This is a genomic window from Kribbella sp. NBC_01484, from assembly GCF_036227145.1.
GTDB lineage: Bacteria > Actinomycetota > Actinomycetes > Propionibacteriales > Kribbellaceae > Kribbella.
In genome coordinates, this window is sequence record NZ_CP109437.1 from 7,638,792 (window position 1) to 7,651,567 (window position 12,776).

Consider the following 12,776-nt stretch of genomic DNA (forward strand, 5'->3'; position numbering starts at 1 on the left):
CGGTGCCGACAGCTACTTGTATCGGTGCCACAGTTCGTTGGCGCCCGATCTGAGTGTGGCCAGCCGATGCGCGTGGACCTTGGCGATGTCGGGGCGGTTGCGGAGGTCGGTGATGACGCTCGTCACGAGGACCAACTCTCGGATGCGGCTGAGGGTTGGCCAGGAGGGAAGGGTGGTGACGTCGAGGCCGTAGCTGGTAGCCAGAGCTTCGTGGTCTTGGGTCGCGCCGAAGCGTAGGGCACTGACTGCGGCGACGACCAGGTCGTAGGCGAGGGGGCCGACGCTGGTGCCGTCGAAGTCGCAGAGGACGAAGCGACCGGTCGATTCTCGTAGGACGTTGCCGATGTAGGCGTCGCCGTGGAGCAGGCCCATCTGGAGGTCGGGCGCGAGGGCGCGGTAGTCGGCTTCGATGTTGAGCCATTGCTCGGTGAGCCACGCGTGGTCGTCTGCCGTGAGGCCGTCGGCCATGGCGAGACGACTGCGCGCGCTGCTGAAGGGGTCCCAGGGCTTTAGGCCGGACATGGGCTCGAGTTTGTGCCAGCCGAGCAAGGGCGCCGCCAACTCGGCGCCGGTCCATGCGGGGTTGCCACCTTCGAGGAGCTGCCAGATTGTTGCCGAGTAGTTCTCGAACAAGACGGGCTGGATCAGACCTGGCGCGAGTCTCACGGCCGGCGCGTCGTGGAGCTCCAGCCAGGCGGCGATTCGCGCGACGTGGTCGGCTCGCTGACTGGCCAGGTCACCGGCTCCGAATCTGACAACGACGCCTTGGCTGGGAAGGCGGTAGACGGCGTTGTTCGTGTACTTGATCAGCTCCGCTTCGTCTGGCAGAAGACCGGCCTCTTGGCAGATGCCCTTGAGCGCGTGCTTGAGCCGTTGGTCGAGCTCTGGGGACAGGTTCGTCATGCGGTGAGTGCCTTCGGCGCGGTTGTGCGGACGGATTCGAGCTGGTGTAACAAGTCCACTGCGTCGGAGTTGCCAGGGTGTTGTGATGCTGCGGTGCCGATCTCAGCCAGGCGGCTGAGCCCGCGGCCGCTACGGAGATGCTGCGCTTTATTGATCACATCAGGAGCCACGCCGATGCCGACGTCCAGCTCGTTCGTGCGCAGTAGGTTCGTCGACAGGATGATCCGATCGAAGGTCCGGCTTCGGCGCGATCTGTCGGGGCCGGATTCAGCGATCGCTTGCTGCGCGAATGCGACCGCGCGTACGGCGTGCTCGTGAGCTTGCGCATCATCCTTCGCGTAGGCCGACAGCGAGGTGTACACCAGTGCCTGATGCCCGGTGTAGTCGCCTGGAGTGAAGTACAGCGTCGTCCACGGGGAGACACGGTGCTTGTCTGCACGGCCCATTTCGTGTTCTGCACGAGCGAGACGACATGATCGTGCTTACCGAGCATCGCGTAGGCCAACGCTTCGTTGGCGTGCAGCCAGGCGACTTCGGCTGGATCACCCGCATCCTGCGCGGCGAGCTGGCCAAGCTGCAGCATCTTCAACGCCTCCACAGGCTGGGCTTCTTGCATGCTCGCCAGTCTCTCGACGACCCCGGAATCAGTCTCTGACCTGCGCAAACGCCTACCTGATGCGCATCCCAGAGATCGCGCGGGCGATCACCAGACGCTGGATTTCGGAGGTGCCTTCGAAGATGGTGTAGATCTGCTCCGTGCTGGCACGGACTCCGCGCGGATAGGTAGGAATCTTGCGCTGACCTGCGGATTTGTGTCTCGCTATCTGTCACCAGTTGCTACCGCTTGCCGGTGTCTCACGGAACAGCGACGGAACAGCGATCCAGCGACGCGCGCGAACCGAGGCGTCGGAATACCTCACCATGCGGCGAGTCACGCCGCAGGCAACTGACGTGAGTAGTCCGGCCGAGCTGGACATGGGGCTGGGACGGCCTACAGCCAACCGCCGACGTCACCCCGATAGACAGGTAGTCATGCCAGCGGATGACACCAGCCTGCCTGGAGACGCCTCCTCCTTGCGGTCACAGCGGCCCAGCCACTCTGCCGGTCTCTCACACCGTGACGATCAGCTAGCTGTGCACGCTCCAGTTCCGGAGGCATCGATCGTGAAGGTGATCGCGTCGTGAAAGTCTTGTTGGCCTGCCGAGTCGCTAACGTCCACTTCCAGTCGGTGAGGACCGACGGTCAGGTCTGCCGGCGCCATGATCCTTCCTTGCTGGAAGTAGTAGGCGACGTCCAGGTCGAATCCGCTTGGATCTAGGAAACGCCGGATCGCCGTGCGTCTCGTCTCCAGCGGATTGCCGTCGAGGCTGAAACTGACGGTGAGCCCCTGCATGATGCGTTCAGCGTCCTGGTGGCTGAAGGAATGATCGCCTCCCTCGAAGTCGGCGATGAGAATCACGTGCCAGTCGTCAGCGCAGAAGGCCGCACCGTCCCATGGCGATCCACCGAACGGGCGGATCGACCCACGAGTGCCGAAGTCATCGGCAGGTGCACCTTGCGCAACTCGAGAGTGCTGCAGAACAGCTCTGCCCCCATTGCCGAACGCTTCGAAAACCGCGGTGGCATCACCTCGAGTGATCCGACGTGGCGCCGCTGATGACGTCATGAGATGCCCCTCCCCTGGTCATGTTGTCGGTGCCAGCGTACGCCCGGCGATGTTGCTGCGGAAAGCGACGAAACTGCCGGAAATGGAGGTGCTCCGCCAAACTCCGCCAATGGTTCGCTCAAAAGGTGATCACCGACCCTGGCAAAGCCAACGTTTGCTTACCCTACCCCCAAAAACGAAATCCTTCCGCGCACGCCAATTCCTCCCCGACAAGAAACGTGCCGGCCACCCCCGGCGAACCTTCATAGGGATGCAATCGCTTGTGCGCGAGGCGACACAAGCGCACTGGACTGCCCGACGATGTAGCCAGCGTCGAATGTGAAGACTGCCCCAACCAGTGCTGTCTGAGGCACTTCGTGATGGCAGATCACCAGGCAGCGCACACGCAAGTTGACGGCCGATGAGATGAGCAACGCTTTCCTAAACCGTGCGTCGCTATTGCAGTCCTAAGCGGTGATCATGCTCGGTAGTTGCCAGTTTGGAAGTGCGGCTTACCGTCCGCGCAGACTGGGCTTCCGCCTGAACCTAAACCCGCAGCACCGTGGATGACCATCAACGGCTACGGCATGGGGCACGGAGAGGGCACGGACCACCTGGCGACCCTTGCCCGGGTTCACCGTCTCCGCTCTCAACGAGGCTGCAGACAACGAGCCGGACGAAGCGAAGAAGGGCAAGCTCCGACGTGGGGCAGAGGCCGTTGCCGGTGTGGGTCGTGATGTGCTCGCTGACGTCATGGCTCAGGTAATTACGAAGGGCATGTACGGCAGTTAGACGACGAGCGACCCCGAGCCTGTCAGGTGGTCGCGTCGGAGGTCCCCTGCGTGTCAGGGTGAGTTGAGGCCGGCGGCTCGTAGCAAGTCCGCTCCTGCAGGGCGAGATTCAGGATGATCGAGAGATATGGCTGGTTCTGTTCTTGCACCGGTAGTCGATGATGGTGTGATGAGTGAATCGGGTCCGAGGGCTGGTGGTCCGAGGCCTCGACGGACGTTCACCCCGGCGGAGAAGCTTCGGCATCTGGCGGCGTATGAGGTGGCCTGCCAAGACGGCCAGGGTGGTGGGTATCTGCGGCGTGAGGGCCTGTACTCGTCGCAGATCACCGAGTGGCGCAAGCTGCGCGACGGTGGCGTGCTGGAAGAGCGCGAGCCCGGCGCGAGGGCCGGGCGGCTCAGCGCCGAGCAGGCCGAGATCGCTCGGTTGCGGGCCCAGCTGTCCAAGGCCGAGCGGCGGCTGGCTCGGACCGAGGTGGCGTTGGAGATCATGGGAAAAGCACACGCGCTCTTGGAGGACATCTCCGAGAGCGCGCCGGACGAGCAGTCGTCCAGGCGGCGCTGATGGGCGCGTTCCGGGAGCTGACCGCGGCCGGCGTCACGACCCGGGACGCCGCGAGCCTGACAGGCATCTCCCGGGCCACCGCCGGGCGACCCACGCCGCCGGCAGGGCTGGTGACAGCCCGGGTGGCGCCGGCCAACCAGCTCACCCCGGGCGAACAGGCCCACGTTCTGGCCGTTTTGAACGGCGCCGAGTTCATCGACCGGACCCCGGTGCAGGTGTATGCCGTGCTGCTCGAGCGCGGGCAGTATCTGTGCTCGGTGTCCACGATGTACCGGATCCTCGCCGCGAACGCGCAGGTGAAGGACCGCCGGCGTCTTGCCCGCCATCCGGCCAGGGGCCGTCCCGAGCTGATCGCGACCGGCCCGGGGCAGGTGTTCACCTGGGACATCACCAAGCTGCCCGGCCCGGCCAAGGGCATCTACTACGACGCCTACGTCATGATCGACATCTACTCCCGCTACATCGTCGGCGCGCACGTCCATGTCACCGAAACCGCTGTCCTGGCAGAAGAAATGATGCGCGAGGTGTTCACGATCCACGGGATCCCGCAGGTCGTGCACGCCGACCGGGGCACCTCAATGACCTCCAAAACCGTCGCGGCCCTGCTCGCCGACCTCGGCGTCACCCGCTCTCACTCACGACCCCGCGTGTCCAACGACAACCCGTTCTCCGAGGCGTGGTTCAAGACCCTGAAATACGCGCCGGTGTTCCCCGACCGGTTCGGATCCCTGCAACACGCCCGGACCTTCATCGACGAGTTCACCCAGTTCTACAACCATGACCACCACCACACCGGCATCGGGCTGCACACCCCCGCCGACGTCCACTACGGCCTCGCCGCGGCCACCGACCAACGCCGCCACCACGCCCTGGCCGCAGCCCGGACCGCGAACCCCGAACTGTTCACCACCACCGCGACACCGGCCATTCTCAGCCTGCCCGACGCAGCCTGGATCAACCCACCCCTCCACGAAACCCAACAAAACAAGACGGTTCAACAGACCGCCGCGTAACTCCCGCTGGCCTCAACCACCTTGACAAATTCCGTATCGGCGACCCTGCGCAGCAGCGCTGCTACGTCACCAGAGCCGCTTCCGGACGGGTTCGACTGCGAGAAGTGCCGGATGGTCCAACCCGGATCCGCGGAGGACGGTCGCTCGTCAGTCACCGTCGGAGTGTTTCAGGCCCATGGTTCATATCTCCGCTCATCGGTATGACATCGAATCACTCTCGCCGGCAGATGAGGACGTTGGTGTCAGCAGCTCTCCTGAACCATGAGCGTGACCCGGTGGTTCTGATCGCGGAAGTCGCCTAGTTCGAACTCGCTATATGGAGGCGCGTTCCCGGCAAAGAACTCTTCCACGCGTACCAGTAAGGCATCGCGCTCGGCGCCGCGCACCTCGGCCACATTGAGCTCGTAGGCGCGCACGATATGGACGTCTGGGCGCTTCATGAGCCGTCTGGCCTGCTTGGCATCCAGCGGGCCGCCACGCATCCGCCAGGCACTCCCATCGACGTCGACCCACTCGCGGTCATGTACCAGCCGTGGCCACGTCAGCCAACCGCCGCTGGATTCCGGATCACCGTCACCACGGGCGCTGATCTCATCGAACTGTCGCGACTTCTTCTGGCCCACGAGCCCATGATCACATAGCCGAGCTCGCACCGCTGCCGGGACACGGCCGTCCTGGAGCACTCACCAACAGCGGTGACGACAACGGCGCCGCGTCGAGCCCGACGACCGCCCCTGCGCCACCTCGGCCTTCGGGCCGAAGTCGAGCGCGCTGATCCGGGGTCAGGGTCTCCCGCTGCCGCTCCTCGACACCCTCGAGCATCCGCCGAGGTCGGCGTCCACGGGGTCGTCCCCGATCGCGCTCGCCCGGGCCGGGCGCATCTGTCGACGAAGTAGCTGAGCAGTCATTCACGACGGCAACCGCCGCACTCCCGCGTAGGTCGCCATCACCTCGACGCGGGAGGCCGACGTCGACGCCGGTGACCAGGCTGAAAACGGTGGCTCAAGGCAACCACCCGGGCGTGGGTCAGGCGGTCGAGGGCGCGTTCGACCCTGCGGCGCTGAGGCCGGTCACGTCGGACAGTTGGGGGATGTCGCCGACCAGCCTCGAAGATTGGTTGGCCACCGGCGCGACGTATCCGCGCACCGTGGTCGCGATGCGCGTTCGGCACCCTGCGCTGGCCGAGCGACAAGCTCCTTGGCCCGCAGGTCAACTGAGCCGACCAGTGGAGTACACGGGCGCGACGGGCCGCCAGATGGGCGGATCGTTTGGATCAGCACTCCACAGGTCACCGACCGGCGCTCAGAGAGTTCTCTGCCGGCAGCCGGTTACGACCGCCATTGCCGGAGTGCGGCCACGCTGAAAGAAGGAGGAACTCCCATGTCCATCAAGAGCGACGCACTGGCTCAGCAAGGCTCGCCGAGGTACCTGGCGAGCGGCGATCCCGCCCTCGCCGACTACTATCCTGCCTGGCTGGACAACCTGGCTGACGACGTCACCGTCGAGGGTTCGATGCTGGACGGCGCCGTGCAAGGAGCGGACGCCGCCCGGACCATCGTGGTCGGCATCCGCACGCTGTACGGCACTTCCCAGGAGTTTCATTTCGCCGGGCCGTGCGGCGACAACGGCTGGCTTGAGGACTACATCGCTCAGGTCGACGGCAAGCCCATCGGCTGTGTCGCTCTGATGACCCGCAACGCCGCCGGACAGACCCAGCACATCGTCGCGAGCTACCGACCACGCAGCTCGCTGCTGTTGTTCGCCCGTCTCTTGGGCGAGAAGTTCGCCGGCACCCCTCTGGCGAACTACTTCATCTCCGAAAGCGCAGCATGACGTACATGGGAGGACCCATTGCCCATGGTGGCCGGACAACCCGGCCGACGAATCTCGAATCGGCGGTCATTCCAACACTGTTCAAGTGCGCATTCGACATCCTCGACGCGCTGGACGACATGGCCGGCGACGGCACCCTGGTCGACCAGGCCATCGCAGGGATGGGCGACGTCGGATCGCTCGCCGCCTGCTCACACCTCAAGTCGAGCGGACGGTTGCTCAATTGACCGCCGCGAGCCAATAGCTGGTCGCGAACATCGGCATGACAGCGCGGATCGCGGCTACTTGCGTTGTCGGCGGGTCAGGTGGTCGGCGCACCAGCCTGTCGCGCATCAGTTAGCCGACAAGCGTTGCGGGATTAGTTGGCGGATCACAGCCGGCGGTGTCCGGCCACACCGAGGCGTGAAGCCGGCGAGCGTCGGCGGCCGGGTGCTGCCTGCGCGCCACGCGCTTCCGGTTGGGCCACCTGTCGACGTCGGACTGACGACCTTCTCATTACGAGGAGGAACGACAACGCCTCATCTGTCTCCACCATCAACTTGGCGCTGGCTGTGTTCGCACTACGACCACATCTCCCGCAGGGGTTGACACCACTTCGCACCACGAACGCGGACAGGGCCGACTGGCTCGCCGACCGCGGTGTCACCGTCGAACGCGTTCTGTTCGACATTCGATCTTAGTGGGCGAGCTCCGGGGCTTACTGAAGGAGACGCTGCGCTCGTCGACGTCGACCAGCAAACAGTGCACCTCGGTCAACCGGCAGCTGCAGCGTGAACAGATCCTCGACATCGCCGAGCTCGCCGAGCTCGCCGCGCCGCCCTGCCCGCCGGCCGGGCGATCGTGTTCTCGTCCGGGTCGCGCGCGACCCCGGGTCCGGTCGATCGCCTGGATGGCGTGCCCGTACGCCGATCGGGTCCGCGCCTCCATGGCGCGGTTCTTCCCGTCCCACACCAGGGGCGGTGAGGACCGCTACATCCCGCCCGAGACGCAACGCATCGAACTGGTCGGGGGCCGGTGGGGCCGGGAGCGCTGGTGCGCCGTGGTCCCGATTCGGACGCGTCTGCGGGCCGCAATCCTCCGGACGTCGCACTCGAGACGAGTGCGGGCTCGGTGCGTGAGTACTTCCGCTCCGGCAAGGCTTCAGCCGCTCGACGAGATCATCGACCAGACGGCCTCAATCAGGCGGCGCCAACGGTCGCGAAGACGATGTTGCTCGCTGCCGGAGAGGCCGCGCAAGAGGCGATCACCGGGACTGATCCACGCCGATCTCCCGCCTCCGCCGCGTCGCCGGCGCTCTCGCTCCACCCATCCTTACCGCATAGGCACCGGCGTCGACCTGCAACTCGTACTGTCAGGAACATAGCCGCGGCGGCTTGTCCGTATGCCCGAGCCGGCTCCACTCCTGCGCGGTGATCTCCCGCCCGGCGAAGTGGCACGCCCGCGTCGTCCAGGCTCGGGGCGTGAACGGCCAGAGGATCGCCGACTCCCCATCGGCCGCCACGAACTGCCCGCCGTCAGCGGTCGGCGCGAGCGACAGCCATTGCACGTTGTCGGCGTACCGGAGTGGCTGTCCTATCTGGCGCCGCAGGCTGGTGTCCCAGAGGCGGATCGTTCCGTCCTGGCTGCCCGAGGCGAGCACGCTTCCGTCGGGCGTGAACGCAAGTCCGAGCACCATGTCGGTGTGCCCCTCCAGCGTCGCGGTCGTGATCCCCTTTTCGAGCAACCACAGGCGAATGGTCGTGTCGTCGCTGCCGCTCGCCAGGTACTTCCCATCCCGGCTGAATGCGAGGCTGCTCACCTCGAGCGTGTGACCGCTCAGCACCCGTTGGCTCGCGAAACCCTCGCCGGTCGACCGCACCGTGATCACCGGCGGCTGCCCCGTCTGCCTGCCACCGGACGCGACGGCGAAGACGTCTCCCCCAGGCCCCATCGCGATCGCCGTCCCCGACGCGGCGACCGACACCGGCGGACCCGAACGGTTGGACATCCACACCTTCCCGTCCTCGAACACAACCGCGACCGTCCCGTGCGCGTTGGCGCTCAGCCCGACCACCGGTCTCCCTTGATCGGCGGCGAGGATGGTGGTACGTCGGGACTTCGGGTCGACCTGCACCACGCGACCGTCGTCCATACCGGCGATGATCGACGACTGCGGCGTCCAGAGGAGCTGATTCACCTGTGAGGACAGCGGAATCCGTGCGATCGCGAGGTGGTTGCGGAAGACCCGGACAGTACCGTCGACGCCGCCGATCGCCACGTCACCGGCCGCACTGACGGCGGCAGTTCGGGCGTTTCCGTCCAGCGCAGCCATCAGCGCCGCGGCCGGCGATCCACGTCCGGAGAGGTCCCAAGACAGAGCCCGGCCGGACTCGTCCACGCCGACGAGATGTCCGGTGTTCGCGGCCACTGAGATGACAGTGCCAGTCAACCCGTAACGGACCGGTCCGACGGCCGACAGCGACGTACCGAGCCGCCATGGCGTGATCGCCCCGCTGGAATCGCCCACCATGACCAGGTCCGGGTCGCCGGTCGCACTGACCGCCGTCGTACCAGGTGCGGCCGTCCAGCCCAGTCGGCGCGCGGTCTTGAGATCCCAGACGCCGATGAATCCGTTGGCGATGGCAACCAGTCGGCTGCCGCGGAGGACCGCGAGGCGCATGTCCAGGCCGGCGGTGAGATCACCCGGCGCGGTCAAGGCAGGCAGCGGTACGCCGTCGCTCAGACGCCAGCGCAGTAGCGTTCCTTCGTTGTTGATCGCGGCGATCTGCCCAGACGCGTCGTCCACCGCGAGCGAGATGATGTTCGAGCTGCCCGGCAACGCGCTCATCGGAGACAAGTGGTCGCGGCGCTGCCATCGTTCGACCGCCCCGAAGGTCGTCGCGGCGAACACTTGATCGGTCCGCTCGTCGACGGCGATTGCAGGAATCCGTGCGCCCTCCGCCGACGTTGAGACGCCGGGCACAAGCGGTTCCGTCGTACCGAGGCCGTGCACGAGCACCACGCCGGTCGCATCGCCGGACGCCACGAGATCGCCGTCGAAGGCGATCGCGGTGACATTGCTCTGGTGGCCGGTCATGGTCGCAGCCGTCTGCCTGCCATCACCCGGGTCGACCACGTGGATCGTGCCGTCGACAGCTCCGACAAGAGCCGAACCGCCGGACGTCAAGGCCGGGGCCAGTGCCGTCGCCTGCACCGGGGCCGGGAGTAGAGACGCCACCGGCCCGTTGCGTGAAGCAACCGAATCCATCACCGCTTCGCGCGTCACGGTGTTGTCGTTCGTCCGGGTCGCCGCCACGGCCAGCAACGCACCGAGATCTCGCTGGCGCTCCACCACCGACCGCGACTGCGCCGCCAATTGCAGCGCATCGGCAACGACCTTCTCACGAGCGATCTGCCGCTGCTGCCGCACGACAACGAACGTGACAGCCAACGCGATCACCAGACCGACCGCGAGTACGGCGGACAACTGCGACCGCAACTTCCGCCGCCGATCCACGCGCCGGCTCTCCCCCAGATACCTCAGTTCCAACTCGTTGAACGTCAGATCCTCGGTACGCCGACCCGCCTCCACCGCAACCAACCGCGCACCGCTCAGCAAGTAGCCGGCGTCCTTCTCATGTTCCTGCCAGGCCAACGCGCCATCGGTGAGATCTTCCTGCGCCCGCTTCGTGTCGCGATCATCCGTGAGCCATCGCGCGAGGAGCCGCCACGCTCGCAGTACTGCTTCATGGGTGATGTCGACGGTCGTGGAGCCGCCGACCTGATCGCGATCCACGGTCAGGATGCGCGCGGCCGCCAATTGGTTCACGACCTCGATCACGGTGGCGTGGTCGTCGATATCAGTGACCAGGTCGTCGAGATGCGCTTGGCGACGTACCGGAACTGCGGCCTCGCCGAGGTACGACAGGCGCAACATCACGCGGTGGGTGGTCGCCTGCTGCTGGGCGCTGAGTGAGTTCCACACCTTCTCGGCGGCTCTGTCGATGGCACCGTCGAGGGCGCCGGAGCGCGAGTACGCCGCGAGCGTCAGGCGACGGCCGTGACTGCGGCGCCACGTTTGCTGGAGGGCATACGACAGGAGCGGGAGCGCGCTCTCCACGTCGCCGACGTCCTTCAGGATCTGCTCGACGAGCTCGGGCTCGACAGTCATCCCGACCTTCTCGGCCGGCCGTTCGACGACCTCGCGGATCGCGTGTTCGCCGAGCCTGACCAGGCGGTACTGCGCTGCCGCGATCGCCATCGCTAACTCGGGTGATTGGTCCAGGTGCGGGTAGAAGTCCGAGCGCAGGGCGATGATCACCTTGAGACCGGGACTCGACTGCGCTGCGGACAGTGCTGCGAGGAACGCGGCGCGGGTGTCGGCGTCGACCGCGGGTTGGAAGATCTCCTCGAGTTGGTCGATCACCCACAAGACGCCGGTGGCTGACTTGAGTTGGCTGCTGAGCGCGGTGAACTGCTTCGGGTCGGCGCGGATGGATGCGGCGACGTCGTTCAGGTCGGTGCCGGGGAGTTTGGCGGTGATCCGCTCGGCGAGTTGATCGAGCGGCTGCTGGCCGGGGCGGAGGCGCAGTACATCCCATTGCGCTGAGCCGGCGACGACGCCTTGCGCGAGTGCAGGTAGGACGCCGGCGGACAGGATCGACGACTTGCCGCTGCCCGAGGAGCCGACAAGTGCGACGAGCGAGGTGCGCTCGACGAGTCGCAGTACCGCGGTGATGTCGGGTTCACGGCCGTAGAAGAACTCGGCGGTGTGTTCGTCGTACGGATCGAGACCCGCATACGGACACGGACCCGCGGGGCCTTCCGGCTCCAGTTCCCGCGAGGTCGGCGAACCGTCCGGCGAAACGAACGTGACGTTGTTGAAGTAGATGTCCCGCGCGGCGACAAACTCCCCCGTCATCGTCACATCGCCGCGCGCAACAACCCCCACGTCGTCGATCGGGCCTTCAGCCTCGGGCCGGCTCATTTGGCGCGCACAGTGAAGTTGCGGCTGTGCTGTCCTCCACTCACCGTCTGGTTGACCTGGACGCTGACGTACAAGTAGCAGTTCTTCACGTCCGCGGTCGGCGCGATGAGCTTGACTGGGACGTCGAACCGTACGTCGGTGCTTCCGTCGCCGCCGATCGTTGTACGCACCCCTGGCGGCTCGCAGCTCATCGGTGAGGAGCCGACGATCCCCACGCTGGCCGACAGCTGCGGCAGCGGGTGGATCGCGCTGACCCTCGCGTGCAGCGTCACCGTCGGAGATCTCGCGTCGTACAGCAGTACGTCGGACGCTCCGACGAAGGCGGACGTCATCACCAGCGGGCTGACTTTCCAGGTGTTGGTGACCGAGGCTGCGGGCGCGTACGTGCTGTTGCCCGGTTGCGTGGCTGTGATGGCGCAACTGCCGACCGGGCCTTGGAACTGCAATGTCGTCGAAGTCGGATCGACGACGTAGCAGCCGCCGCCTGAGGCCTCGCCGTGGAGCTGATAAACGACTTTCAGCCCGGACGTGGCGCAGGCTCGCAGCGTCACCTTCGTGTCCGGCCATTGGTGGTTGCCGGGACTCGGGAACACGATCCGTTGCGGCAGTTTGCCGTCGGGCGACTGCCCGCTGGGCGGCGTACCGCAGCTGTTCACCGCTGTTGTCGACTTGGTCGGCGGCGCGCTCGTCGTACCTTTCGTAGGCGGCCGCGTCGTGCTCCCGGTGGTCTCGCCTTTCGTGGGTGGTCGGTATGTCGGTGGGAGCGTCCCACTCGTCGTCGTCCCGCCAGTGGTTCCTGTCGCGGTGCCGGGACCAGTTGTCGACTGGGTCCAGGACGGATCGTTCGGCGTGGTCGACCCATCCGGGCCGGTTGTCCCGGAGTTCGGTGGCGTCGACGGTGAGGTGGTCGCGTCTGATGTCTCGGTTTCGCCGAGGAGCGTCGGGGTGGTGATGCTGGTGTCGTCGGGTGCGTTGTTGCGTGTCTCGTTTCCACACCCGGCGAGATTCGCTGCCAAGAGGACTCCGGACAGGATCAGCAGGGCTGTACGACCGCGGGACATG

At 66.1% G+C, this 12,776-nt stretch carries 10 protein-coding genes; 4 read left to right on the forward strand and 6 right to left on the reverse strand.

What is annotated here, in order from left to right:
• Window positions 1–12 precede the first annotated feature (12 nt).
• Window positions 13–903, reverse strand: coding sequence for an aminoglycoside phosphotransferase family protein (locus OG555_RS36890; RefSeq protein ID WP_329477729.1), 891 nt, complete (start codon window positions 901–903; stop codon window positions 13–15).
• The gene (locus OG555_RS36895) at window positions 900–1,349 is read right to left on the reverse strand and encodes a hypothetical protein (RefSeq protein WP_329477731.1); all 450 of its coding nucleotides are present in this window, start codon (window positions 1,347–1,349) and stop codon (window positions 900–902) included. Before OG555_RS36895 ends, OG555_RS36890 begins: the two co-directional genes overlap by 4 nt.
• Before the next feature lie 26 nt (window positions 1,350–1,375).
• Here OG555_RS36895 and OG555_RS36900 point away from each other — a divergent pair, with 26 nt between their 5' ends.
• Window positions 1,376–1,558 (forward strand): hypothetical protein, encoded by a 183-nt coding sequence (locus tag OG555_RS36900; protein WP_329477733.1) that lies wholly within the window; start codon window positions 1,376–1,378, stop codon window positions 1,556–1,558.
• 469 nt (window positions 1,559–2,027) lie between these two features.
• On the opposite strand, the gene OG555_RS36905 is transcribed toward OG555_RS36900, so the two are convergent.
• Complete coding sequence (locus tag OG555_RS36905; RefSeq protein ID WP_329477735.1) at window positions 2,028–2,570, reverse strand: hypothetical protein; 543 nt, start codon at window positions 2,568–2,570, stop codon at window positions 2,028–2,030.
• Between the two features lie 939 nt (window positions 2,571–3,509).
• Here OG555_RS36905 and OG555_RS36910 point away from each other — a divergent pair.
• A protein-coding gene (locus OG555_RS36910) for an IS3 family transposase (RefSeq protein WP_442914459.1) occupies window positions 3,510–4,915 on the forward strand; the annotation gives its coding sequence in 2 pieces (ribosomal slippage) (window positions 3,510–3,870 and window positions 3,870–4,915; 1,407 coding nt in all).
• A gap of 242 nt (window positions 4,916–5,157) precedes the next feature.
• Here OG555_RS36910 and OG555_RS36915 read toward each other — a convergent pair.
• Window positions 5,158–5,538 carry a hypothetical protein gene (locus tag OG555_RS36915; protein WP_329477737.1) on the reverse strand — a complete coding sequence of 127 codons (381 nt, stop codon included), beginning with the start codon at window positions 5,536–5,538 and terminating at the stop codon, window positions 5,158–5,160.
• 757 nt (window positions 5,539–6,295) lie between these two features.
• Here OG555_RS36915 and OG555_RS36920 point away from each other — a divergent pair.
• Together OG555_RS36920 and OG555_RS36925 are read left to right on the forward strand one after the other, a co-directional pair.
• Window positions 6,296–6,748, forward strand: coding sequence for a hypothetical protein (locus tag OG555_RS36920; protein WP_329477739.1), 453 nt, complete (start codon window positions 6,296–6,298; stop codon window positions 6,746–6,748).
• A gap of 5 nt (window positions 6,749–6,753) precedes the next feature.
• Window positions 6,754–6,975: a hypothetical protein gene (locus OG555_RS36925; protein WP_329477741.1), complete on the forward strand. Its 222-nt coding sequence runs from the start codon at window positions 6,754–6,756 to the stop codon at window positions 6,973–6,975.
• A 1,124-nt stretch (window positions 6,976–8,099) separates the two neighbouring features.
• Here OG555_RS36925 and OG555_RS36930 read toward each other — a convergent pair.
• Both OG555_RS36930 and OG555_RS36935 read right to left on the reverse strand, forming a co-directional pair.
• Window positions 8,100–11,714, reverse strand: coding sequence for a WD40 repeat domain-containing protein (locus tag OG555_RS36930; RefSeq protein ID WP_329477743.1), 3,615 nt, complete (start codon window positions 11,712–11,714; stop codon window positions 8,100–8,102).
• The gene (locus OG555_RS36935; RefSeq protein ID WP_329477745.1) at window positions 11,711–12,775 is read right to left on the reverse strand and encodes a hypothetical protein; all 1,065 of its coding nucleotides are present in this window, start codon (window positions 12,773–12,775) and stop codon (window positions 11,711–11,713) included. Before OG555_RS36935 ends, OG555_RS36930 begins: the two co-directional genes overlap by 4 nt.
• Window position 12,776 lies beyond the last annotated feature (1 nt).